20 protein-coding genes, 2 pseudogenes and 1 riboswitch are annotated in these 23,530 nt (G+C 62.3%); of the genes and pseudogenes, 8 read left to right on the forward strand and 14 right to left on the reverse strand.

The window, feature by feature from the left end:
- Positions 1-11 precede the first annotated feature (11 nt).
- The 4 genes from fahA to AC1DWA_RS02110 all read right to left on the reverse strand — a co-directional run bounded on the left by fahA (position 12) and on the right by AC1DWA_RS02110 (position 3,925).
- Positions 12-1,202, reverse strand: coding sequence for a fumarylacetoacetase (gene fahA, locus AC1DWA_RS02095; protein ID WP_029256074.1), 1,191 nt, complete (start codon positions 1,200-1,202; stop codon positions 12-14).
- Positions 1,199-2,068 (reverse strand): hypothetical protein, encoded by an 870-nt coding sequence (locus tag AC1DWA_RS02100; protein ID WP_019745014.1) that lies wholly within the window; start codon positions 2,066-2,068, stop codon positions 1,199-1,201. Before AC1DWA_RS02100 ends, fahA begins: the two co-directional genes overlap by 4 nt.
- A complete protein-coding gene (locus tag AC1DWA_RS02105; protein ID WP_084325167.1) occupies positions 2,065-3,264 on the reverse strand; it encodes a homogentisate 1,2-dioxygenase in 1,200 nt (399 codons plus the stop codon). The genes AC1DWA_RS02100 and AC1DWA_RS02105 overlap by 4 nt, the downstream gene beginning before the upstream one ends.
- A 109-nt stretch (positions 3,265-3,373) precedes the next feature.
- Positions 3,374-3,925 carry a MarR family winged helix-turn-helix transcriptional regulator gene (locus AC1DWA_RS02110; protein WP_019745012.1) on the reverse strand — a complete coding sequence of 184 codons (552 nt, stop codon included), beginning with the start codon at positions 3,923-3,925 and terminating at the stop codon, positions 3,374-3,376.
- Between the two features lie 104 nt (positions 3,926-4,029).
- On the opposite strand from AC1DWA_RS02110, the gene AC1DWA_RS02115 reads away from it, so the two are divergent.
- On the forward strand, positions 4,030-4,644 hold the full coding sequence (locus AC1DWA_RS02115) for a TetR/AcrR family transcriptional regulator (protein WP_477846819.1): 615 nt from the start codon (positions 4,030-4,032) through the stop codon (positions 4,642-4,644).
- A 174-nt stretch (positions 4,645-4,818) separates the two neighbouring features.
- Positions 4,819-6,417 (forward strand): ABC transporter substrate-binding protein, encoded by a 1,599-nt coding sequence (locus AC1DWA_RS02120; protein ID WP_084325169.1) that lies wholly within the window; start codon positions 4,819-4,821, stop codon positions 6,415-6,417.
- Positions 6,418-6,437: 20 nt separating this feature from the next.
- On the opposite strand, the pseudogene metE reads toward AC1DWA_RS02120, so the two are convergent.
- The 7 genes and pseudogenes from metE to AC1DWA_RS02155 form a co-directional block, all read right to left on the reverse strand.
- Positions 6,438-8,627 (reverse strand): annotated as a pseudogene (metE, locus tag AC1DWA_RS02125) (5-methyltetrahydropteroyltriglutamate--homocysteine S-methyltransferase); the annotation flags it as partial.
- A 159-nt stretch (positions 8,628-8,786) separates the two neighbouring features.
- A riboswitch (cobalamin riboswitch) is annotated at positions 8,787-8,995 on the reverse strand.
- A 97-nt stretch (positions 8,996-9,092) separates the two neighbouring features.
- Positions 9,093-9,530: a helix-turn-helix domain-containing protein gene (locus AC1DWA_RS02130; RefSeq protein ID WP_019745008.1), complete on the reverse strand. Its 438-nt coding sequence runs from the start codon at positions 9,528-9,530 to the stop codon at positions 9,093-9,095.
- Between the two features lie 220 nt (positions 9,531-9,750).
- Positions 9,751-10,380 carry a response regulator transcription factor gene (locus AC1DWA_RS02135; protein WP_019745007.1) on the reverse strand — a complete coding sequence of 210 codons (630 nt, stop codon included), beginning with the start codon at positions 10,378-10,380 and terminating at the stop codon, positions 9,751-9,753.
- Positions 10,377-11,501, reverse strand: coding sequence for a sensor histidine kinase (locus AC1DWA_RS02140; RefSeq protein WP_477846820.1), 1,125 nt, complete (start codon positions 11,499-11,501; stop codon positions 10,377-10,379). Before AC1DWA_RS02140 ends, AC1DWA_RS02135 begins: the two co-directional genes overlap by 4 nt.
- The gene (locus tag AC1DWA_RS02145; RefSeq protein WP_019745005.1) at positions 11,502-12,296 is read right to left on the reverse strand and encodes an ABC transporter permease; all 795 of its coding nucleotides are present in this window, start codon (positions 12,294-12,296) and stop codon (positions 11,502-11,504) included. It abuts the gene before it with no gap.
- Entirely contained in the window at positions 12,296-13,252 is a 957-nt protein-coding gene (locus AC1DWA_RS02150; RefSeq protein WP_019745004.1) for an ABC transporter ATP-binding protein, read from the reverse strand. The genes AC1DWA_RS02145 and AC1DWA_RS02150 overlap by 1 nt, the downstream gene beginning before the upstream one ends.
- Positions 13,253-13,297: 45 nt before the next feature.
- The gene (locus AC1DWA_RS02155) at positions 13,298-14,245 is read right to left on the reverse strand and encodes an EamA family transporter (RefSeq protein ID WP_097386986.1); all 948 of its coding nucleotides are present in this window, start codon (positions 14,243-14,245) and stop codon (positions 13,298-13,300) included.
- 68 nt (positions 14,246-14,313) lie between these two features.
- Between AC1DWA_RS02155 and AC1DWA_RS02160 the strand changes: the two genes are divergently transcribed.
- Both AC1DWA_RS02160 and AC1DWA_RS02165 read left to right on the forward strand, forming a co-directional pair.
- Entirely contained in the window at positions 14,314-14,859 is a 546-nt protein-coding gene (locus AC1DWA_RS02160; protein ID WP_020908856.1) for a CGNR zinc finger domain-containing protein, read from the forward strand.
- A gap of 113 nt (positions 14,860-14,972) precedes the next feature.
- Entirely contained in the window at positions 14,973-16,271 is a 1,299-nt protein-coding gene (locus AC1DWA_RS02165) for an NtaA/DmoA family FMN-dependent monooxygenase (RefSeq protein ID WP_477846821.1), read from the forward strand.
- On the opposite strand, the gene AC1DWA_RS02170 is transcribed toward AC1DWA_RS02165, so the two are convergent.
- Both AC1DWA_RS02170 and pruA read right to left on the reverse strand, forming a co-directional pair.
- Positions 16,268-17,233, reverse strand: coding sequence for a proline dehydrogenase family protein (locus AC1DWA_RS02170; protein WP_477846822.1), 966 nt, complete (start codon positions 17,231-17,233; stop codon positions 16,268-16,270). The two genes, AC1DWA_RS02165 and AC1DWA_RS02170, sit on opposite strands and share 4 nt — an antisense overlap.
- Entirely contained in the window at positions 17,233-18,894 is a 1,662-nt protein-coding gene (gene pruA, locus AC1DWA_RS02175) for an L-glutamate gamma-semialdehyde dehydrogenase (protein WP_060938131.1), read from the reverse strand. The genes AC1DWA_RS02170 and pruA overlap by 1 nt, the downstream gene beginning before the upstream one ends.
- A gap of 195 nt (positions 18,895-19,089) precedes the next feature.
- Here pruA and AC1DWA_RS02180 point away from each other — a divergent pair, with 195 nt between their 5' ends.
- From AC1DWA_RS02180 to AC1DWA_RS02195, 4 genes are read left to right on the forward strand one after another with little or no spacing between them, the layout of a single operon-like run.
- Complete coding sequence (locus AC1DWA_RS02180) at positions 19,090-20,760, forward strand: PucR family transcriptional regulator (protein ID WP_477846823.1); 1,671 nt, start codon at positions 19,090-19,092, stop codon at positions 20,758-20,760.
- Positions 20,757-21,074: a nuclear transport factor 2 family protein gene (locus tag AC1DWA_RS02185; protein ID WP_317830558.1), complete on the forward strand. Its 318-nt coding sequence runs from the start codon at positions 20,757-20,759 to the stop codon at positions 21,072-21,074. Before AC1DWA_RS02180 ends, AC1DWA_RS02185 begins: the two co-directional genes overlap by 4 nt.
- Positions 21,074-22,174, forward strand: coding sequence for a DNA alkylation repair protein (locus AC1DWA_RS02190; RefSeq protein ID WP_400819209.1), 1,101 nt, complete (start codon positions 21,074-21,076; stop codon positions 22,172-22,174). The genes AC1DWA_RS02185 and AC1DWA_RS02190 overlap by 1 nt, the downstream gene beginning before the upstream one ends.
- Complete coding sequence (locus tag AC1DWA_RS02195; protein ID WP_477916459.1) at positions 22,175-22,309, forward strand: hypothetical protein; 135 nt, start codon at positions 22,175-22,177, stop codon at positions 22,307-22,309.
- Here AC1DWA_RS02195 and AC1DWA_RS02200 read toward each other — a convergent pair.
- Positions 22,286-23,209: pseudogene (locus AC1DWA_RS02200) on the reverse strand (ABC transporter substrate-binding protein); the annotation flags it as partial. The gene AC1DWA_RS02195 and the pseudogene AC1DWA_RS02200 sit on opposite strands and share 24 nt — an antisense overlap.
- Positions 23,210-23,530: the final 321 nt, after the last annotated feature.

Raw genomic sequence — 23,530 nt, forward strand, 5'->3', positions numbered from 1 at the left:
GTTGTCAATCGTTATCTTTCGGTTTGCGTTGCCGGCAGGATCCGAGCGTGAACATCCCCGAAGCCGATTCGTGATCCCCCGACGCCGGGAGCGGTGGCTGAGATGGCGATGGTGTCGCCGTCTTCGAGAAAGGTTCGAGTCTCGGAGCCCACGGTCACGGGTTCCTTGCCACCCCAGGTCAGTTCGATGAAGGCGCCGCGCTGATCCTTGTCCGGTCCGGAAATGGTTCCGGATGCAAAGAGATCGCCGGTGCTCGCTGCTGCGCCGTTGATAGTGGTGTGCGCGAGCATCTGCGCCGGCGACCAGTACATTTGGGCGTAGGGCGGCCGGGAGACGACGTGACCGTTCCAATCGACGGCCAGGTCGATGTCCAACCCCCACTTCTCCTCGCCGCGCAGGTAAGAGAGAGGTTCGGGGTCCTGCACCGGCGTATCGATTCGGGCAGCTTCGAGCGCGAGCAACGGAACAACCCACGCAGAAATGGACGTCGCGAAGCTCTTCCCGAGATTCGGGCCGAGAGGGACGTATTCCCACGCCTGGATGTCCCGGGCGGACCAGTCGTTCACGACGACGGCGCCGAAGACGTGCTCGGCAAAGTCGTCCGGGGTGATGGAATCGCCCATCTTCGAGGGAGTTCCGACGATGAAGCCCATTTCGGCCTCGATGTCGAGGCGGCGGGACGGTCCGAAATCCGGGTTCTCCTGATCGGGTGACTTGCGCTGTCCGCAGGGGCGAACGATATCGGTGCCGGAGACGACGATGGTGCTCGAGCGCCCGTGGTATCCGACCGGAAGGTGCTTCCAGTTCGGCATCAAGGGGGCAGCGTCGGGTCGGAACAGGCGTCCGAGGTTGGTCGCATGATTTTCCGACGCGTAGAAATCCACGTAGTCGGCCACCGCGATCGGTAAGTGCATTGTGACTGAGTCGACGGGAAACACTGCGTCCGAGTCTATTTCGCCGGTCACTAGATCCGTGATCCGATTACGCACCGATACCCACTGATCCCGGCCCAGCGCCATGAACGCATTCAGAGTCGGTTCGGCGAAGACGGAATCTCCCAGTGTCGCTGCGAGATCGACCACCGAGTCGGCGACCCGAACACCAACACGCGGTGATCCTCCGGCGGGGGAGAAGATGCCGTATGGCAGATTGTCGATCCCGAACAACGAGTCGGCGGGAATGTCGATGGTCGTGACGGTCATACGAGTGTTCCTTCGGTTTTGTCGGAGCGGACGATCAATCCGAGACCTTCGAGCTCGGTGAGAGGGTCCGAAATGCTACAGGTCCCGAACGAGAGGAAGCGGCGACGCACCTCGCCGGCCTCGTCCGCGGTCAGTTCGGCCAGGGCTTGCGCGATCGATTCGCCATCGCGTTGCGCCAGAGCAGCAACAACTTCCGAGCGGTCGGCGCCCCGCCTCACAGCGTTGACGGCCACCATGATGTTGAGGAAGCCGTGCTGCTCGAAACCTGTCTCCGGATCGGTATTGCGCACGCCGTGATGCAGTCCCGCGGTCGCCTTGAACGGGATACCCGCTCGGACAACGGATATCACGGCATCGGCGAGCTCGTCCTCGTCCGGGTACGCTTCGGCGACAATTCCTCCGGTGCGAAACTTCGCGGAATACCCGGCGGTTTCGAGCGCCGTCAGAAAGTCCACGCGTCGATCACCGCGGGGTACCTCGACAAAAATGTCCAGGTCGGGATGAGCGGCATGGACGGGAGCGAGTTCCTCGAAGGCGGCTTCGGCGTCCAACCCGTCAGGAATTCCCACTTCGACGGCGGCGACGCTGACACCGGGGATAGCGAGCGCGTTCGACAGTGCCGCCGCCGTATCGGCTGGACCGGCCGGCACAGTCAGACTCAGCGTCACCGGGTTGTCAGCTGAAACGTACGCGGCCAGTTCGCTCAATCGCGGCGCGGGAAAGACGAAGGGCCCGACCAGTGCGTCATAGTCCGCCTGCTGGTAGGCCGCGTGGGCCGGAACTGCCTCGGCGAGAGGAGCATTGCCGGGTGGGAAGAGTGCTGCGTCGTCGCACAGGCCGCGCAGGAGTGGGGAGATGATCGTCATTGCTTAGGCCCCCGCCCTGCCCAACTCCAGGCGTACGCTTCGTCTTCACAGGCCAAGGCTCCCTCACCCAATTCGAGGGGCCGGAACGTATCGACCATGACGGCCAGCTCGTCGAAGAACTCGGCGCCGATGCTTCGCTCGTACGCGCCGGGTTGTGGGCCGTGGGCGTGGCCGCCGGGATGAATCGATATCGAACCCTGCCCGATGCCGGAACCCTTGCGTGCCTCGTAGTCACCGCCGCAGTAGAACATGATCTCGTCCGAGTCGACGTTCGAGTGGTAGTACGGCACGGGGATCGACAGGGGGTGGTAGTCGACCTTGCGGGGCACGAAGTTGCAGATCACGAAGTTGTTCCCCTCGAATGCCTGGTGCGCGGGCGGCGGCTGGTGAACACGGCCCGTGATCGGCTCGTAGTCGGAGATGTTGAAGGTGTACGGGTACAAGCATCCGTCCCAACCGACGACATCGAAAGGGTGCGTGGGATAAACCATTCGGGTGCCGACGATGCCCGCCGACGTGCGGTGCTTGACCAGTACCTCGATGTCGGCGCCTTCGGCGATCATGGGCGCGGTCGGTCCGTGCAGGTCTCGTTCACAGAACGGTGCGTTCTCGAGTAGCTGGCCGAAGCGGGAAAGATAGCGCTTGGGCGGGACGATGTGACTGTTCGCTTCGATTGCGTAGGCACGAAGTGGTTTGTCACCCTTGGGGATCCATCGATGCGTTGTGGACATCGGGATCAGGACGTAGTCACCTTCACAGGCCTCGAGTGTGCCGAAGACAGTCTCGACGGTCGCCTCGCCAGATTCGATGTAGACCATCTCGTCGCCGATTGCATTGCGGTACAGGGGAGATGGCGCCGCCGCAACGACGTAGGACAGTCGCACGTCGGCATTTCCGAGGATGAGACGACGGCCGGTTACCACGTCGGTCTCGTTCCAGGTGCTTTCGGGAAACAGCGTGTGGAGTTTCAGATGGCGCGGTTTGAGGGGATGGTTGGGGGTTGTGCTCTGATCGCGCAGTTCCCAGACCGTTGCGTCGACGATGGCCGACGGGATCTCGCGGTGGTAGAGCAACGAAGAATCCGAGGAGAAACCTTCCTCGCCCATCAGCTCTTCGTAGTAGAGGTTGCCGGACTCGTCACGGTGTTGGGTGTGACGCTTCGGTGGGATGTTGCCGAGTTGTCGATAGAACGCCATGACGGGGCTCCTTCTGTGCTGTTCTGCCTGGCTCACCTCCACCAGATAGTAAATACATTAACTAAAATGATGTGATGGGCGCAACCCTCCAAGGGGGTTCGGGTCTATGTCAGTTACGTCCGCGTACGTCGAACTGGCTGCGGTTGGTGATCAGTTTGTCCAGGAGCATGACAAGAATTCGCTGTTCGGCCTCGCTCAGGACGCTGACCCAGGCGTGTTCGCGTTCGTTCTGCTCGCGAAACGCTTCGACCATGGCTTCTCGGCCCTTGTCGGTCAGGTACAGCTGGACCGAACGGCCGTCGTTCTCGGTGGGCCGACGATCGATCAATCCGTCTGCCAGCAGCGACTTGGACAGATTGGAGACCGCTGCCCTACTCATTCCGGTGAGCTCGGCGGCTGCCTTCGGCTCGATCGGACCGGCCAGCCAGGTGACGAACAACAGTCGGAAGGAGGACCATGACCAGCCTCGAGGGCGGTGGATCGACGACTCGAGATCGTACGTGACGACGTTGGAGGCTCGGTTGAGTGTCAGGAGAACCTCGGTGGCGAGCTGATCGCGAAAGCCGTGTTCGGTGGCCAGCTTTTTGTTGGCCAGTTCGATGAACGACCAGAAATTGAGTTCGCCGACGGTTGACTGGTCATCGGTTGTCCGGTCATTCATGGACTAACCCTAGCGCGATCGGCAGGTGATTAATCTATGTACTAGATTTCGGGGTTCTGATGAAACTTCGCAACCTGGCACTGCGGTCGAGGTTCTGAACTATCGTGACGCGCGTGACTGTGCGCAGCGACGAGGTTCCCCTGGATACCGACCTCATGTCGGTGGGGCAACTCGAGCGGAGACGACGATTGACCACGGCGGTGGTCGAGATGCTTGCAGAGATGCCGTCGGATCGAATCCAGATGAAAGAAGTGTCGGAGCGTTCAGGCGTGGCGCTAGGCACTCTCTATCGCTACTTTCCGACCAAACAGCAACTTCTTGCTGCGGCGATGACGACGTGGAGCGGGCTCGAATCGGCTCGTCGTCCTGAGGAGTCGCGAACAGGCGGCGAAGAGAGCAACGCGTACGAACGGGTTCTGGCACTTCATCGCCGCGAGATGAAGGCATTCGAGCGTAGGCCTCACTTCGCTCGACTCGAGATCGAACTCCATTCGTCCTCGGATCAGTTCGTGATCGAGTCGTTGGATCAGCGCGCGGCTGCACATCGGAGAATGCTGTTCGAATTGATGGACGGTATTCCGGCCGAGACGGCGCGGGTTGCGGCCGTGGCAATGGGCGGCACGATGTTGACGGCCCTTGCGCTGTGGACCAGTGGCCGGATCGGATTCGCAGAGGCCCAGCGGAACGTCGAAGACGTCATCGGCCTGGTACTTCGCTGAACGGTGTCACTCTAGAATTCAGTTCTTGTTTCTGTCGCTGTGAATGCGAATCATCGCTTCAGCTTCGTGAAAACGAAGACGCAGGAAGCGTCCTTACCTAGAATTCACTTACAAAACTGCCGGGATGTCCGATCCAGGGATCGACGTGTCCGTGAACTGTGAAAGTGAGTCGCAATGAAGCGCTCGTACCGAGCTCGCTCTCGAATCTGGATGGTTGTCCTGGCGTCGGCGACACTGGTGGTGACGGGGTGCGCCGGTAGCAGCCAAGGTACGACCACGGATGCATCGGACGTGACGGTCGGAGTTGTCGGTGACCAGAACAACGGGGGAGAGCCGCGCTCGGGTGGCACCGTGTCGTTTGCCACCTACAACGGGATCAGCAGTCTCGATCCGGCTGACCGTCAGGACGGCGGCGCTACCGGTGGTAGCGAAATGGCAGCCATCTACGACCTTCTGATGCGCTTCGATACGGCGGCGGGCGAATACGTTCCCCACTTGGCGCAGTCTTTGTCGGCTAACGGCGAGAACACGGTGTGGACACTGAAATTGCGCGACGGCGTCACCTTCAGCGACGGCACTCCGATGGACAGTGCGGCAGTCCTGTGGAGCATCGATCACTATCTGCAGAAGAAGGGAACTCACGCGCTGGTGTGGAAGACCACTGTGCGCGAGACGAATTCACCGGATCCGAGTACGGTCGTCTTCACATTGGCGCAGCCGTGGGACGAGTTCCCGATCATGTTCACCACCGGTCCCGGCATGATCGTCGCGCCCTCGTCGATGGCTACCGGCACGTTCACCCCGATCGGGGCAGGCCCGTTCACCGTCGAGAAGTTCGCCTCCCAGGACGAATTGGTGCTCGCTGCCCGTCCGACGTACTGGGACGGGGCACCGTACCTCGAGAAGTTGCGCTTTCCGGCAATCGTCAACGAGAAGAGCAAACTCGAGGGATTGCACACCGACGGAATTCAGGTCGCCTATCTGAAGTCTCCCGATTTCATACACGAGGCTTTCGAAGCCGGTGATCCCGGATTTGTGTACTCGGCCAGCATGGCCGGCGTTCTGGCAATCAATCAGCGCGACGATCGGGCAGCGAAGGACGAGCGCGTGCGTAAGGCGATTGTCGCTGCGGTGGACCCGACTACGTTCAACGAGCGAGTTCAGGGCGGCTTCGGCGAACCCGGCACCGACATGTTCGCGTCGTGGTCGCAGTGGCACGGATCGGTGGCCGGGAACGGCTTCGACCCCGAGGCGGCGAAGAAGTATCTCGCCGAGGCGAAGGCCGACGGTTACGACGGAAAACTGACGTACGTCGGTATGAACGATCCAGCGACGCAGCGCAGCGCGCTGACGTTTCAGTCGCTCTTGCAGGCAGTGGGTTTCACGGTCGACATCACCTACGCAACCAGCATCAACGATCTGATTTCCATGCTGTACGCGAAGCATGACTACGACGTGTCCTACTTCGCGTTCAACGTGCTGGAAGAGTCACCGTTCGTGCGCATGTACGGCAACCTGTTCAGCGAATCGCCGTCGAACATTCTCGGCTACAAGAACGCTCGGATGGACGAGTTGCTCGGCAAGCTGCAAACAGCGTCGGGCGAGGATGAGCGGCGAGCCGTCATCGACGATATTCAAACCGTGGTCAACGAGACGGCGCCGATGGCTGTGGTCAACTCCGGCAAGGTTTTCATCCCGTGGCGCGAGAACGTGCACGGAGTGATGCCGAGTGCGGACGGGATTCTGCTCTTCGGCAACACGTGGTTGAGCTGACCCCCGTGCGCCTTTTTGGTAGTGCCCAAACCGCAGTCCGGGTTGACCCACAACCGCTCGACCGGAACAGCTTTGAGTGCCTCACGCAGTGATTCGGCAATTTCGTCGACGCTCGGCACCCGCGGCGAGTGGATGTCGTAGACACCGGGGCCGACGCCGAGATCGAACCCGACCGAACTGAGATCGTCGAGGACCTCCATGTGTGAGCGTGCCGCCTCGATGGACGTGACGTCCGCGTCGAGGCCGGCGATGGCGCCGATCACCGCTCCGAACTCGGAGTAGCACAGGTGCGTGTGGATCGCGGTGGAATCCGCGACGCCCGAGGTGGCCAACCGGAAGGCGCCGACCGACCAGTCCAGGTAGGCGCGCTGATCCTCGGCACGCAGTGGGAGTAGTTCTCGCAGAGCCGGTTCGTCGACCTGGATGATTCCGATTCCGGCGGCCTGCAGATCGACGGTCTCGTCTCGAATGGCCAGTGCGACTTGATTTGCCGAGTCGGCGAGGGGTTGGTCGTCGCGGACGAACGACCAGGCCAGAATGGTGACGGGTCCGGTGAGCATGCCCTTGACCGGCTTGTCGGTCAGGGACTGTGCGTACGTGATCCAGTCGACGGTCATCTGCTTCGCGCGCGAGACGTCGCCGTACAGAATCGGCGGACGCACGCAGCGGGTGCCGTACGACTGGACCCAACCGTTGGCGGTGGCGAAGAATCCGTCCAACTGCTCCGCGAAGTACTGGACCATGTCGTTGCGTTCCGGCTCACCGTGAACAAGCACGTCCAGGTCCAGCTTTTCCTGGAGCGCAACAACTTCGGCGATCTCGGCGCGCATACGGTTGACGTACTCGGCTTCGTCGATCTCACCTTTGCGCAGTGCTGCGCGAGCGATGCGGATCTTCGAGGTTTGCGGGTATGAACCGATGGTCGTCGTGGGCAGCGGCGGCAGAGAAAGCAGCTCGTCCTGGGCAGCGCGACGTTCGGCGGCGGGCGCGCGACCGGTCGCCGAGTTCAGCACCGCGTCCAGACGGCCTCGAACACTCGCATCATTGAGTCTGCGATCGTCCTTGCGGGTCGACGCGGCCGCTCGTGCCAGAGCGAACTCGTCCTCCACCGACTCTCGGCCCTGTGTGAGAGCGGTTGCGAGAGTTACTACTTCCTTGACCTTCTCGGTGCCGAACGCGAGCCACGAGCGCAGGGCCTTGTCGACATCGGACTCAGCGTCGAGTGTGTACGGAACGTGCAGCAGGGAGCACGACGTGGAGACGGCAAGCGTGTCGACGCTGCCGAGCAAGGCACCCAAAGTGCTCAGTGCCGAGTCCAGATCGGACCGCCAGATGTTTCGTCCGTCGACCACTCCGGCGACGATTAGTTTGCGGGCGAGTTCAGGTACGGAGCCGATCGAATCCTGACCGGCCACCAGGTCGACGGCAAATCCTTCGACGCCGGTGGACGCAAGCGCGGGCAACGCGTCACGCAGCGAACCGAAGTACGACGCCAACAGGATCGACGGCCGCTCGGACAGCGCTGAAAGCTGTTCGTACGCAGCGCGTGCCGCTTCGATTTCCTCGTCGGTGCGATCGCCCACGAGGGCGGGTTCGTCGAGCTGAACCCAGCTCGCACCGGCCTTCGCGAGCCGACCGAGTAGATCCGCGTAGAGGGGGAGTAGTTCGTCGAGCCGCGAGAGCAGCGGCTCGTCTGTGCCGACAGCCTTCGAGAGCAGCAGGAAGGTGACCGGTCCGATGACGACCGGGCGGGCTGCAATGCCGTCGGAAAGTGCTTCTGCCAGTTCGGACAAGACTTTGGACGGGTCGAGTGCGAACGTGGTGGACGGTGAAATCTCCGGCACCAGGTAGTGGTAGTTGGTGTCGAACCACTTCGTCATTTCGAGCGGCGCGATGGTGTCCGTCCCACGGGCAGCGGCAAAGTAGCGGTCCAACGGATCGGCGACCGACGCGACGCGGTCGGGCAGCGCGCCGAGAAGAACTGCGGTGTCGAGCATCTGGTCGTAGAAGGAGAAGGTATTGACCGGGATGGAGTCGAGGCCCAGGTCGCGGAGGTCGGCCAAGCCCTGCCGACGGAGGTCACGGGCGACAGCCTGCAGGGCGTCGGCGTCGATGCGCCCTGCCCAGTAGCTTTCGGTTGCCCGCTTGAGTTCTCGATGAGGACCGATGCGCGGTGAGCCCAGCACGGTCGAAGTGAATGTTGTTGTCACGGAGTTTCTCCAGATTGCCAATGCATTGATGGCCACTGCCGGCAGACGGGTACACCTCACGAGACCTCGAGTTTCGGCGGACAGTACTGCCCGCACCGCACACGAGATCCGATGGAGATCTACACGCCCATTCCACGAGGCGGTGGACCGTCGGGCACGGCGTGCCCGACACAGTCGGCAGGTCTTCGGACTCGCGGGCACTCGATCGAGTTGGATCGAACCTACTGGCCGTCGCTTCCCAGGCGGATGCCCAGTGCACATAAACGGCGGTCGTTCCTGCTTACCGCTGCGGGACAGTCCCGGATTTTCACCGGGTTCCCTCTCACTCCGACAGCTTGCGCTGACGGGGCTTCGACGCCGGGAACGGTCTTCGGGGCTCCTCATGACCGCGCCGGGCGAACCAGCTGCATCGACCAGCATAAGGCCAACCCTCCCTGAGCAGTCAAGGAGAGTCGGCGAAGGGCGCTACGCGCGTGACATGTAGGAATTCGAGTCCGGTGGTACGCGCGGAAGATTCTCGGAGGAACGTAGATTCTCCGCCATTTCGACAAGCAGATCCTGCGAAGACGGCGATAGATCGACGACGCGAGAGGTGAGGTTTCGCAGGCGCACGTTGTGCAGCTGTTCGAGGAGAGAGAGGTCCGCCTCGCCGCCCGAGATCGCGGGCGGAGTTTGATCGGACGGGGCGTAGAAGTAGTCCGGATGGACGTTGAAGAAGTGGGCGAGGGCGGCAACCACTTCGGGTGACGGGTTGGTTCGGACGCCGGTGCGCAGTTGGGACAGGTACGGCGTCGAGATGCGGCAGCCGAACTCGGTCATGCCGCGAACGACCATCGCGTTGGTGACGTGAAAGTCGGCAGTCTCGAACAGCGAGTTCAAGCGATCGTTGAACTGGTTCGACATGAGACGTCCCTTCCCCCGTTACGCACAGGCTCCGTCGATTCAATTAACTGCATCATAGCCAGTTATCGAACGATTAGCTGTTTTGGATTCTCGCGAAGGGGGTTGTTTGCAGGGAAAATCCCTAGGGTAGAAGGTCCCTACTTTGAGTGATCTGGACAAATCGCCGTCAAGAATCGAACGGCGAACTATTTGCCGGGGAAGTGGATTCCGGCCACGCGGATCAGAGCCAGCCGTTCGACTCGGCGATTCTGACGGCTTCCGCGCGCGTCGACGCGCCCGTCTTGCCCATTGCGGATGACAGATGATTTCGAACTGTCCCTGCGGACAAGAAGAGCGCCCCTGCGATGGCTGCCACGGGTGCGCCGTCGTGAGCGGCGCGCAGTACTTGGGTCTCACGCTCCGTCAGAGGCGACTCGCCGCTGACGAGGCTGTCGGCCGCAAGGGTGGGATCGACGACGCGCAGTCCGGCGTGGACACGCCTGACTGCGTCGGCCAACTGCCTGGCGGGTGTGTCCTTGACGACGAACCCGCCGGCCCCGGCGTGCAGGGCCTTGCGAAGAAATCCGGGACGTCCGAACGTGGTGACGATCAGGACTCGGGTGTCGGGTGCTGCCTCGCGAAGGGCCGCCGTCGCGGCGATTCCGTCCATGCCGGGCATCTCGACGTCCAGAAGCGCGACATCCGGGCGGTGTTCGAGAACAGCGGCCACAACCTCGTCGCCGCGACCGACCTCGGCCACCACGGAGAGGTCGGATTCCAGATCGAGTAGTGCGGCCAACGCTCCTCGCACGAGCGCCTGGTCGTCCGCCAAGAGCAGCCGTATGGTTGCTCGATCGCCCTGGCTGTTCACTCTGTCTCCTGTTCGATTACCTGAAGTGCAAACCCCTGCGGCTGGGGATGAGTGATGATCACTCGTGCGCCCGACGCTCCGGCGCGCTCGCGTAATCCGATCAGACCGTTGCCGGAAGACGTCGACCCGGCCCCTTGCCCGTCGTCGACGACCGACGCACTTTTTTCGTCGACCGTGATCCGGCAGTGGGTCGCACCGCTGTGTCGAACGACGTTGGTGACGCCCTCACGGATCGTCCATGCAAAGAGTTCGCGAAGACGCGTGGGAACCATGTCGGTACTGCTCGGCACCTCGTCCTCGATGCCAGCCGCACGCAATGCCTCTCGTGCTCGGGCTATTTCGACGGGAAGAGAAATCCCACGAAATCCTTCGACGGCCGAGCGCACGTCTGCCAACGCGTCACGCGAAAGTCTTTCGAGGTCGTCGAGTTCGTTGCGCGCACGTTCGATATCGACATCGAGTAGGCGATTGGCCAGTTCGGCTTTGATCGTGATGACGGTCAGCGAGTGTCCGAGGATGTCGTGCAGATCGCGCGCCATCCTCGTTCGCTCCTCCATGATTGCCCGCTGCTCCTGCTCTTCGCGTTCATGGAGCATGGCGAAGTTGCGGCTGATCAGGGACATGATGCCCCAGGTCGCGAATGCGGCCGCGCAGACTCCGAGCGAGAGTCCGGAGTAGTTCCCCCACCCGGACGAGAGGCTGACTATCTCCACGGAGGCCGCGAACACCAAGGCGAGAATGCCGCCCGCGACGGTCGGCAGCAGCGTCACCGCTGTCACCGCGAGATACGGTGCGGCTGCCAAACCAGTCGGCCCGACGCTGACGATCATCACGGCGGCCAACGCGGTCAAGGCGGCCAAAGCCAGTGCAGCTTCGCGAATCGTCGGCCGAGTCATTGTCATTCGACGCCGCTGCTGCGTTGTGGCGAACGTGTAGAGATAGAGCGCACCGAAGGCGACCGTCGCGAGAATCCCTGTCCAGCCGCGCAGTTCGTCGCGCAGATTCCATCCCTCGATCAGCGGCCCGCCGAGAAATACCATCCAGACCGCCGCGAAGAGAACGCCGAAACGATTCCGCCGCGGGAGCGCGACGGAATCTTCTCGGTCAGTCGTTTGCGACAACTACACACGCTCCGTATCTCGTTGGAACCGCCAGATCGCTCCGCCGGCGAAGATGGCGAACCACACCAGGATATTGACGATCCAGGTCCAGTGAATGCTATTGCCCGTCAACGGTGCGTGGGCGAGGGCGTTGATGCCGAACATCGGGGTGAACTGTGCGATGGTCGCCCATACGGAACCGTCGGTGAGCGGCACGAAGAGTCCGCCGCCGAAGGCGAGCAGAGCCAGTCCCGGTCCGAGCAACTGCATGACGTTCTCACTGGGGAGTAGATACCCCATGAACAGGCCGAAGGCCGCGAAGATCGACGATCCCAACCAGGCGATCAATGCCGTTGTGAACCAGAGTGATCCGTCCATCTGCGCCGAGGTGAACGCGCCGACGACGTAGACGACAAGGATCGAGACGAGACCGAGCAGCATCGCCATGATCAGTTTGACGGCGATGTAGGCGACCGGGGTCAGGGGAGTCAGCCGAAGTTGTCGGCTCCATCCGGACGCTCGTTCGATCGAGACCATCGCTCCGCCGCTGGTGGTGGCCAGCATCGCGCCGTAGAGAGCCATGCTGATCATGATGTACGCGGCGACATTGCCGTGTCCGATCCCGTGGTCGTCGTCGCCTTGACCGAGACCGAAGACGAGGAAGAAGACAACCGGCATGACGAGCGTGAAGATCATCGTGCGCCGATTGCGAGTCAGGCGACGAAATTCCAGTCGCAGTAGCGTCGTGTTGAATCCGCCGAGAGGTACGACGGTTCGCTCGGCTCCGTAGGTGTTCGCTTCGGTTGCAGTGGTCATCACTTCTGTCCTTCGGAGTTGTTCGACGTGAGTGCGATGAATGCGTCTTCGAGGCCACGCGAGACGATTTCGAGATCGCGAGCCTGGGTATTGGTCAACAGGAACCGTGCAACGGCATCGGTGTCACCCGAGTGCACGAGCAGTGACTCACCGCGCACCTCGACGGCGTCGGAGTTCGGTATGGCTCGCAGGAGTTCGTCGGTGATGCCTGGAACAGTCGCGCGCAGGGTGCGTCCGGACGCCATCGCCTTGACCTCGGCGGTGGTCCCGTCTGCGACCACGGTGCCTTGCCTGACCAGGATGATGCGGTCGGCGTAGACATCGGCCTCTTCGAGGTAGTGCGTCGCAAAAAGCACAGTGCGACCGTGATCTGCGTCGGCGCGGATGGCGGACCAAAAGTCCCGACGCCCTTCGACGTCCATGCCGGTGGTGGGCTCGTCGAGAATGAGCAATTGCGGGTTCGACAGCAACGCCATCGCAAATCGCAACCGCTGTTGTTGTCCGCCTGAGCATTTGCTGACCAGGCGATCGGAGATGTCGAGGATTCCGGCTCTCCCCAGCACTTCGTCGACCGGACGGGATTGGGCGTACAGGCTGGCGGTCAGCTGCACCGTCTCGGCAACCGTCAGCTCTTTCAGTAGTCCGCCGGTCTGCATGACTGCGGAGACGAGTCCGCGGGCGATCGCCGATCGCGGTGACATTCCGAAGACGCTCACGTCGCCCGACGTCGGCCGGGACAGGCCGAGGATCATGTCGATGGTTGTCGTCTTGCCTGCGCCGTTCGGGCCGAGGAACGCGACGATCTCGCCGGGGCGGATGCTCAGGTCGATACCCTTGACGGCGTCGACGGTTCCGAAACTCTTGCGAAGTCCGGTCAACCGGACGGCGTCGTGTGCCGATCCTTCAGTGAGTGTGTGCAGTGCCTGTGGTGAATGCCGTGCCTGTGCTGAGGTCATACATAGAATCTGCTCGCTTCGAGGTCGTAATCCCTCGTCCGTCCGTCATTCTTCTGCCATGACATTTGTCATCGGGTCGGCCGGTATCTGATTCGGTGCAACCTGGCCGAGGCGCGCGAGGACCAACCCCGCGATGATTGCTGCGCCACCCACAGCTTGGAGTGCAGTGACGGATTCCCCGACCAGGATCCACGCGGCGAGGACCGCGCACAGCACTTCGGTCAGCGCTACGAGAGATCCGATTGTCGGCCCCAGCAGCGTGATTGCGGCGATGCCGGTGAGATAGGCAATGACAGTGCTGACCAGGACCAGGACCACCACCGGCAGCCATACGTTCACCGAATGGTCTGCCACGACGGCGTTCGAGGCCGAGAACTGGAGGGGGAGGACGCCGACGAGTCCGAGCGCGCCGATGACCACTGCACTGACCGTGAGCCCCGATGCCGCGAGCACAACAGGATGGAGATCACCGTCCGCACGTTCGGAAATGACGAAATAGACTGCAAGGCATGCCGCGGCGGCCAGTCCCCAGGCGACTCCGACGGCACTGATCTCTGCCGATCCGAAGACGTCGATCACCACGGCGGCGCCGATCATGGCAACCGCCGCACCGAGAAGCGTCTGCACGCTCGGACGCGCGCCCTTGGTTATCCACACCCATCCGATGACGATGATCGGTGCAAGGTACTCGAGAAGCAACGCGACGCCGACCGAAAGATGTTGCACGGCATTGAAGAAGCACAGTTGAACGCCCGAGATCGCGAACACCCCGTACAGCAGTACCGTTCGCGTGTGGGCGCTCACCTGTCGTAGGCGAGGCCATTGGGTGGCTACGGCGATCACCATCATCACCAGTGCGCCGCCGGCAACGCGCGCGAACACTGCGCCGCCGGGGGACCACCCCGATTCGATGAGAGACTTCGCGAACGGGCCCGAGACGCCGAACGTTGCCGCGGACAGCAGAGCGAAGATCAAGCCGTTGCGAGAGTTCACGTCGTCACCCGTCAGGAGTAAAAGCGATTACGATGCTGACATTAGGTTGATAGAGCTCAGGAGTCAAAGTGCATTTTGCTGGTGACACGGAATCGGCGCTCGTCTTCGCCGCGTCGTTGGTCAACACGGCCCGCGGCGGGGCTGAACTGCTTCCGGATCAAGAGGAGCTGACACGGTTTCTCGACGCGGATCATTGGACCGGCAGGCGGGACGGCACGCGGGAGGAATTGACGGCGGTTCGTGCGCTGCGTCCACGACTGCGAAAGTTCTGGGAAGCCGCGGGAGTGGACGACGCCGTCGAGGTGGTGAACACACTGCTACTCGAATCGGGCGCGAGGCCGCGGCTCACCAGGCACGACGACCTCGGCTGGCATCTGCACGTCACCGCTGACGATTCGCCACTGGTGGACCGGATGGCCGCAGAAGCGGCGATGGGTGTGCTCGATCTGATCCGAACCGACGAATTCTCGAGGTTGCGATGGTGCGAGGCCCCGGACTGCGAGGCGGTCTTCGTGGATTTGTCGCGCAATCGTTCGAAGCGATACTGCGACACCGGAAACTGTGGGAACAGGGCGCATGTCGCCGCCTATCGTGCCCGTAAATCCGGTGCGTGACCAAGCGGTGTGCGGAGGGATAGAACCAGGCTGAGTGAATACCTTGTCGGGAGCCAGGATCGGTCTAGCGTTGTGAATTCGGAACAGATTTCGCGAAGCCAGGAGGATGGTCGGTGGCCGATCGTAGGCGTCCACTCAAGACGGTGACCGGTGTCAGCGGGGCGGTGAGTATCTACGACGCCGCGATCGATCCGACGACGTCGACGGTCGCGTCCGCGATCGACGTCGCAAAGACGGCCGAGGCGAACAAGATCGACGGACTGTTTGCCGCCGACCTGTTGAGTTTCGGCGCGCAGGGCGCGATCGGTGCGCAGGAGCCGTTGATCTTCCTTGCCACGCTGAGTGCGGTCACCACCCATGTGGGGCTGATCGCCACCGTCACGACCACATTTCATCACCCTTTCAACCTGGCACGGTTGTTCGGCACCCTGGACCACGTCAGCAATGGTCGAGCCGCATGGAATGCCGTCACTTCCTCACTCGGAGAAGAGAACTACAGCGACCTGGACCTGCCGAGTCCGGAGGAGCGGTACGCCCGAGCGGCCGAATCGCTCGAGGTGGTCAACGCGCTCTTCGACAGCTGGAAGCCCGGCGCCCTGACCCGGGGAGAGGGCTCAGCGGTGCTCGATCCGTCGAGGGTGGTCCCCATCGAGCATCGAGGCAAGTACTTCACGGTGCAGGGGCCGCTGAACATCCCCTCCCTGCCGCAGCGTCGTCCGGTCCAATTCCAGGCAGGCCAATCTGCCGGAGGTATCGAACTGGGTGCTCGCTTCGCGGAGGTCGTATTCACTTCTCTCGCAACCTTCGAGGACGCGGTCACCTACACGAAGACGATCCGCGCCCGGGCGGCAGAGTTGGGGCGTGGGGACGAACTGCCACTGATTTTCAGCTCGTTCCACGCAACGTACGGCGCTACCGAAGCCGAAGTCGAACGATTGGTCAGAGAAGCCGAGGAATCGACGGACTTCGACGCCGGTCGCACGAGGCTTGCCGACATGTTCGGCGGTGACGTGGATTTCTCGGAATTGCCGCTGGACCGGCCGATCCCGGAGTCGTTGTTGCCGGACCCTTCGTCGGTGAATCGACGACGGGGCCGGGTCGAGATCTTCGGCAAGCTCGCATCACAAGGAAAGACTCTGCGTGAGTTGATCATCGCGTCCAAGGACACCGGCCACTGGGCAGCGGCGGGCACCCCGGAACAGCTCGTGGACGCGATCGAGGAACGATACGACGCGGGCGTACTCGACGTCATCACGCTCGGTGACCTTGCCGATCCGCGTACACGCGATTTCGTCACGAACGGACTGCTGCCGGAACTACGCAAGCGCAGAATCGTGGGAACAGATTACGTCGGGGGTACCTTCCGTGAGAACCTCGAGTTGCCACCGCTGCCACCGGTTTCCAGCACCTAGTTGTTGGAGGCGAGTGAGCGCATGAAGAACATGAGGTTGGCCGGCCGTTCCGCCAGGCGCCGCATGAAGTAGCCGTACCACTGGCTGCCGTAGGGAACGTAGACCCGCAGGTGATTGCCTGCGGCTACCAATCTGCGTTGTTCGCCGTCGCGGATGCCGTAGAGCATCTGAAACTCGAAATCCTCGGCTGTCCGTTCGGTCAATGTGGCGAGTTCGAGGGCGGCGTCGATCATGGTGGGATCGTGGGAGGCGACCATCGGGTACCCGTCACCTTCCATCAAGACCTTCAGGCAACGCAGGTACGACGCGTCGACTTCGCCGGGCTTTTGGAACGCAACGTCGGCCGGTTCCTTGTATGCACCCTTGCACAGCCGAATTCGTGAACCTGATCCGGAGAAGTGCCGGCAGTCGGCCTCGGTGCGGTGCAGATACGCCTGCAGGACCGTGCCGAGCGTCGGGAAGTCGCGGCGCAACTCTTCGACGATGGACAGTGTCGAGTCGGTGGTGGTGTGATCCTCCGCATCGACGGTGACCCACGCGCCCACTTCGTCTGCCGCTGTGACGATTCGGTGAGCGTTCGCCAGGGCGATTTTCTCGCCGTCACCGGGAAGTGACTGCCCTAACGCGGAGAGCTTGAGCGAAACCTCGAGGGTGTGTTGCGTCCCAGCCGCTTCGGAAAGCGTTGCGTACGAGCGGAGAAGGGAGAGATAGGCGTCGACGGTAGCTGTTGCCTGAGCTGGATCGGTAGTGTCCTCGCCGAGGTAGTCGACCGTCACGAACCGGCCACTGGTGAGGATGTCGCGTACGGCAGAGACCGCTGCGGGTTCCGCGTCCCCGGCGACAAACCTGTCTACCAGCTTGCGGGTCACGGTCATCCCGGAGACTGTCTTCTCCAGCCGCGACGAGCGTGCCGCCGCGAGGAGTACCGGGCGCAGCGGGTTGCTCAGCGAGACGGCACTCATCAACGGTTCTCGCTCTCGGCTGGATCGACGTCCTGGTGGGGGTAGCGATGATCGGTGGGAGGAACGAAGGTTTCCTTGACGGTGCGTGTCGACGCCCAACGGAGCAGGTTCTGCGGTGAACCGGCCTTGTCGTTGGTACCGGAAGCTCGAGCGCCGCCGAAGGGCTGTTGTCCGACTACCGCGCCCGTCGGCTTGTCGTTGACGTAGAAGTTTCCGGCGGCGAACCGCAGACCGTGGTGAGCTTGATCGACGGCCGCACGGTCGGTGGCGATCACGGCACCGGTCAGGGCGTACGCGGATCCGCTGTCGATACGAGCGAGGATGTCGGCGTAGGCATTCGGTGCGGAGTCGTCGTAGACGTGCAGGGAGAGTATGGGGCCGAAGTACTCGGTGCTGAAGGCCTCGTCACTGGGGTCGTCACCGAGCAGGACCGTCGGCGAGATGAAGAATCCTTCGCGGTCGTCGTAGTCGCCGCCTGCTGCGATGGTGAGGCTGCCGGTCGACTTGGCTCGGACGATCGCGGCGGCGTTGCGGTCGAAGGAACGCTGGTCGATGACGGCGCCGCCGAAGTTCGTCAGGTCCGTGACGTCGCCGTACTTCAGTGACGACACTGTGTCGATGAACGTGTCGCCCATCTTGGCCCACACCGATTTCGGGACGAATGCCCGTGACGCGGCCGAGCATTTCTGTCCCTGATAGTCGAAGGCCCCGCGGATCAATGCCGTCGTGAGTACGTCGGGGTCTGCTGAACTGTGTGCGAGTACAAAATCTTTGCCGCCGGTTTCGCCGACGAGACGCGGATACGTCCGGTAGTTCGAGATGTTGGCTCCGACCTCACGCCACAAACGCTGGAACGTTGCGGTCGATCCGGTGAAGTGGATGCCCGCCAGGCGGGGGTCGGCCAGCGCGACTTCGGACACCGTGGGTCCGTCGCCGAGAACAAGATTGATCACCCCGGGCGGGAGGCCGGCGGCTTCGAGTAGTTGCATCGTGAGGTATGCCGCGACGGCCTGCGTCGGTGACGGCTTCCAGATCACGGTGTTGCCCATCAGGGCCGGTGCGGTAGGGAGATTTCCGGCGATGGCGGTGAAATTGAAGGGAGTGATCGCGTAGACAAAACCTTCGAGTGGTCGATATTCGACGCGATTCCACACTCCCGGAGCGGAAACGGGTTGGTCGGCGAGTATCTGACGAGCGAACGCGACGTTGAAACGCCAGAAATCGATCAGTTCGCACGGGGCATCGATCTCGGCCTGATATGCGGTCTTCGACTGACCGAGCATTGTTGCGGCGGCGATGGTTTCGCGCCACGGGCCGGAGAGTAGATCGGCGGCGCGGAGGAAGACCGCAGCTCGATCGTCGAACGAGAGGTCGCGCCAGGCCGGGGCGGCGAGTGTAGCGGCGTCGATGGCATCACGAACATCCGAGTGCGTTGCGCCCGCAAACGATCCGATGACCGAGCTGTGACGGTGTGGTTGAACTACGTTCTCCCGCTTGCCCTCCGCAGTTCGGTGGACGCCCCCGATGACCTGTCGGATGTCGGTGGGTGCCTCGGCCAGTTCGGTCAGTTTGGTGCGTAGGCGTGATCGTTCCGGGCTTCCCGGCCCGTAATTGTTGACCGGCTCGTTGGAGGGGTGGGGGACATTGGTGACGGCGTCCATGACGATCCTTCGGCAGACTGATGGGTGGGGCAGTTGTCGTGTCGTCATCAGTCAAGCCGAAAGGAGTCGGCGAGTAATCCGCTGATCGGCCAAACTTCTCGGACGCTGTTTGTTCGATCGGATGAACCGTTTCCGCAGGAAAATGCACTATTCTCGAAATTGAGGCGTTGGAACGGTCCGGAAAGTGGGTGGTACGTGGCTATCCGTGAGGTCAGGCTCGACGCGGTCCTTCGGGCGCTGGGCGGAGCCTTTGTCGAGCTCGTCTTCGCGCCGTCAGGTGATGACGTCTTCGTCGACTCCGTGGTGTTCGCGGAGGTCGGGGACCTCACACGCCCCGGAACCGCGGACGTCGAATCCTCTGAACTCTGGCTCGCTGTCGGTATCGGCGCAGCCGAATTGGCAGCCTGGCTGAACCGCGTCGATCAGAAGGGATCAGCGCCTCGGGCCGTCATGTCGAAGGAGGCCTCGGACACGTCGGTGCGCGCGGCGGCACAGCGCGCCGGGATCGCCTTGATGGCAGTCCATCCGGACGCTCGTTGGGATCGATTGTTCACCACGATCCGGGGCGTGCTCGATCATTCGGTATCTCGTCAGGATTCGGAGGACGTTGTATTCGGCAGTGACACAGACTTGTTCGAGCTGGCGCAGAACGTCGCGTCACTCACCCGGGGGATGGTCAGCATCGAGGACGAGCGTTCCCACGTGATGGCTTATTCGGCATCAGGAGATGCTGCGGACGAGCTCCGCCGGCAGTCGATCCTCGGCCGTGAAGGACCTCGGGAATACCTCCGGAAGCTGCAGGAGTGGGGCGTCTTCGAAAGCTTGCGGCGAAGTGACGATGTAGTGGAGGTGCCTGCGCACGAAGACCTCGCGATCAGGCGACGGTTGGTGGTTCCGATACGCAGGATCTCCGAGAACATCAAGGGGGAGAGCGGTTTCAGTTCTGATCTGCTCGGCACGATCTGGGTTCAGGAAGGCCCGCTTCCCATCGCCGGCGATGTCGACAGAGTGCTCCGCGGTGCCGCGGCCATTGCAGCTCGGCTGATTTCGCGCATCCGAGACGCGCCGAGTAACGAGGCGATACAGGTTCAGCGCTTGCTCGGGGTTCTCGGCGGCGGCGTCGATGTTCCTTCTCTGGCGGCCTCGTTGTCCATCCCGATGTCCGGACCCGCGATGGTGATCGGCGTGGCGAGTGTCGGGAGCAGCGTGTTGTCGGCTTCGGGTGAGCTCGTGTCGTCGTTGCGCCTGCACGCCAGTGCCTTTCACCGTGAATCGCTGGTGAGTGCATTCGGCGCCCGGATCTATGTGCTGTTTCCGCGAACCCAATCCGTGAAATCCACAGACTCGTGGACCCGTGAAGTTGTCGCGCGTTTGGACAAGGTGTCGCCCTCGGGTTTACGGGCCGCAGTCTCGTCGCCGGTTTCGACGCTTGCGGAGGTGGCTAGGGCTCGCGCCGAAGTGGATCGGGTCTTGGACGGAACGTCGGGGGATGTTCGTGTGACCACCCTCGCGGACTCGCGCACTCCGGTGCTGCTGGGCGAAATCATGGACGCGATTGCGGCCGACGAGCAACTGCACGATCCGAGAATCGACGCGCTCGACGTCTACGACAGGCGTAACGGGTCGAACATGCGTGAAAGCGTGTCCGTTTACCTCGCGCATTCGGGCGATGTCCGACGCGCGTCCGAGCAGCTTCGCATTCACCCGAACACACTCAGGTATCGGATCAAAAGGGTCGAGGAGATAACAGATACCGACCTGTCCGAGCCCTCGACGAGGCTGTTGATGGAGATTCAGTTGGCGGCGTCCGCTCGCGCAGTGAGTTCGCCGAACCTGTCGGACCCCAGCAGTACTCTTCGCGAATGATCGACTCAGCGAAGGTGCCAGGCGCAGCGCGCGCATATTTCGACGGCGGAGACGTCCGTGACGTGTTCACCGAAGACGCGGTGGTGCGTGACGACGGCCGGACGTATGTCGGGATCGAAGAAATCGTGGCGTGGAAGTCCGCCGTGTCGACGGCGTTCACCTTCACCCAGAAGATCGAGTCGGTCAACACCCCAGGCTCGGCCGTTGTCGTGTCGGTGAAGGTCGAGGGTGATTTTCCCGGAAGCCCCGTCCGGTTGCATCACCATTTTTCTCTCGACGGTGATCGGATTTCCGCTCTCACGGTGTGCCCCTGATGCCCACCGCTGACGAACTGCTCGGGAAATCCGTCGTCGCCGATCTGGCAGGCTGCCTCGAGCGAGCCTCCGGTCAGACACGCCTCGCCCTCGTTCGGGGTAGTACATCCGAATTCGACGGTATGAGTCTCGGCGAACGTACCCGCGTCGTGCGGGACGCGATGACTGCCGAACTGCCTCAGGATCTTCCGGCCTTCGCCGAGATCATCCGCCGTGCGCTTTCAGCGGAGACCTTCACTGGTTGGATGATCTGGCCGGTGACCGAAGCCGTCGCCGTCACGGCGACACGAAGTGGCTCCGAGTCGGACTTCGACGAGGGAATGGCTCTCCTTGCCGAGCTGACGTCGCGTCTGACGGCCGAATTCGCAATTCGCACATTTCTCGAAACGAACCTTGACCGTTCGCTGGCGATCGCACTCACCTGGACCGGCCATGAAGACGAACACGTCCGGCGCTTGGCGACCGAAGGCACTCGTACTCGTTTGCCCTGGGGAAGACGAGTGAAAGAATTGACGGCGTGTCCCGAGTCGACAATCGCCATTCTCGACGAGCTGTATCAGGATGATTCGGAATACGTACGACGTTCGGTCGCAAACCATCTCAACGATCTCAGTCGTGCTGACGCAGCGCTCGCCGTGTCGACTGCGAAGCGTTGGTTACAGACACCGGATTCCAACACACTGAAAATCGTCAAACATGCATTGCGGACGTTGATCAAGGCCGGCGACCCAGATGCTCTGTCTCTTCTGGGGTTCTCGCCGCCCACCGACGTCGTGGTCGAAGGGTTCGTCATCGACCGCGAAATAGTCGATGCGGGTGGAGAACTCACCTTCGACTTCGCTGTCACGAACAACGGCAGCGAGTCCGTCACCGTCGTGATCGATTACATCGTCCACCACGTGAAGGCCAACGGGACCACGACGCCGAAGGTCTTCAAACTGACAACACGAACGCTCGAGCCTGGGGTGCCGGCCCGCATCGCGAAGAGGCATTCCTTCAAACCGATCAGTACCCGGAAGTACTACGCCGGCGACCATGCCGTCGAAGTGCAGATCAACGGTGTACGCCAGGTGCGAGGCGAATTCCGCTTGGAGGCGTGAGTGACCCCACCAGGTGTGGTGCAGCGCGAGGCCGTTGTTGAGGTCGTATCGCAGTTGTCCGACATGTCCGTCCTGGACAGCGCGGACTCGTCTCCACGTGGGCGACTCGGCTTCGACGGCGTCGGGGTTCTGTAGCAGTACGAAGTCGGCCTGGTCGAAGATCGCGAGCTCCTCGAGGCTGTAGAAAGTCGAATCCTTCCGATCGGGTGCGGCATGGGCGGCGTCAGTCAAGACGTTCAGGCCGAGGTCCTGTGCAACCGACACGGCGAACGTGTTGTTCTGCAGCCAGATCTGACCGCTGTCTGCACCGGCGATCGCAATCGACTTGCCTTCGAGGAGACCACCGATCTTGGCCCGCGCTTGAGCAAGTTCTCCGTTGTATCGGGCGATGACGCGTTCGGCGACTTCGCGGCGATCGAGCGCCGTGAGCTGCGCGGTCATGGCCTGTTTCCAGGACGAGCCCGTCGTGCCCTCGTCAACGACGAGCACCGGGGCGATGTCAGTGCCGAGCAGGCCCCTGTCCTGGTAGTAATCCCACCAGCCTTTCCCGACAACCAACAGATCGGGGTCGTAGCTCAGTATCGATTCGGCATTCGGTTCGTTGTTCGTCCCACCGAGGCGAGCTGCGCCGGCGGGTACCTGTTGCATGAGCTGAGACTTCGGATCCCAATTGGTCGCGACGATCGGGTACTCGGCCAGTAGTGCAAAATCGAGGGCGCCTCGGGCTTCGAGCACCACGACACGCTTGGGGTCCCGCGGGAGACGGTAGGTCTGGTCTGCGACGACGATGTCGACCCACTCGTCCGAGGCTTCGGTGCCGCTGGATTCGCTCGAACATGCAGACAGTGCGCCCAGTGCACCGAGCGCCGCCGCACCGGTCAGGAACCCGCGTCGTGTCAAGGAATCGATCAGACGGGTGAATTCGTCGTCCACATCTTTTGTCGACTGCAAGGGGGTTTCGGTCGCAGAAGGGGACACCGTCGGGTGGAAGGTTTTGGTCGATTCGATCACAGGCATGAGAAGGCGCAGCTCCATCTGATGTTCCGGGCATTGGCAGGTGCCTAACCAACGTATTCGAACTTCGCAGCCGGAGCCTTACTCGAAAGCGCCAACCGCTCAGCGGATTTGGCCATTCTTCACGGACTCGTGCCACGGGACTCGCCCCTCGGATTCGGCTTGTTGTGGAGGGGCGCGCCCATCTGATCCGAACTCGAGGTATCGTGGCCGTCATGCAGCGCGTCTATTTCTGGTTTAGCAGGCCGGCCCCGGGTGGGCCTGCCGGCGTAACCACGCGCTGACAACCTCCACCCAAGAGCCGGACTACAGACCGGCTCGCTGGAGTTTCTCTTCATCTCT

It is taken from the genome of Rhodococcus sp. P4_F3_2, assembly GCF_056401335.1.

Excerpts from the sequence above, each read along its gene's own strand:
- fahA (WP_029256074.1), bottom strand. The coding sequence starts at position 1,202 with ATGACCGTCACGACCATCGACATTCCCGCCGACTCGTTGTTCGGGATC.
- pruA (WP_060938131.1), bottom strand. The coding sequence starts at position 18,894 with ATGGACGCCGTCACCAATGTCCCCCACCCCTCCAACGAGCCGGTCAAC.
- AC1DWA_RS02100 (WP_019745014.1), bottom strand. The coding sequence starts at position 2,068 with ATGACGATCATCTCCCCACTCCTGCGCGGCCTGTGCGACGACGCAGCA.
- AC1DWA_RS02130 (WP_019745008.1), bottom strand. The coding sequence starts at position 9,530 with ATGTCGAACCAGTTCAACGATCGCTTGAACTCGCTGTTCGAGACTGCC.
- AC1DWA_RS02170 (WP_477846822.1), bottom strand. The coding sequence starts at position 17,233 with ATGAGTGCCGTCTCGCTGAGCAACCCGCTGCGCCCGGTACTCCTCGCG.
- AC1DWA_RS02150 (WP_019745004.1), bottom strand. The coding sequence starts at position 13,252 with ATGACCTCAGCACAGGCACGGCATTCACCACAGGCACTGCACACACTC.
- AC1DWA_RS02145 (WP_019745005.1), bottom strand. The coding sequence starts at position 12,296 with ATGACCACTGCAACCGAAGCGAACACCTACGGAGCCGAGCGAACCGTC.
- AC1DWA_RS02110 (WP_019745012.1), bottom strand. The coding sequence starts at position 3,925 with ATGAATGACCGGACAACCGATGACCAGTCAACCGTCGGCGAACTCAAT.
- AC1DWA_RS02185 (WP_317830558.1), top strand. The coding sequence starts at position 20,757 with ATGATCGACTCAGCGAAGGTGCCAGGCGCAGCGCGCGCATATTTCGAC.
- AC1DWA_RS02120 (WP_084325169.1), top strand. The coding sequence starts at position 4,819 with ATGAAGCGCTCGTACCGAGCTCGCTCTCGAATCTGGATGGTTGTCCTG.
- AC1DWA_RS02190 (WP_400819209.1), top strand. The coding sequence starts at position 21,074 with ATGCCCACCGCTGACGAACTGCTCGGGAAATCCGTCGTCGCCGATCTG.
- AC1DWA_RS02105 (WP_084325167.1), bottom strand. The coding sequence starts at position 3,264 with ATGGCGTTCTATCGACAACTCGGCAACATCCCACCGAAGCGTCACACC.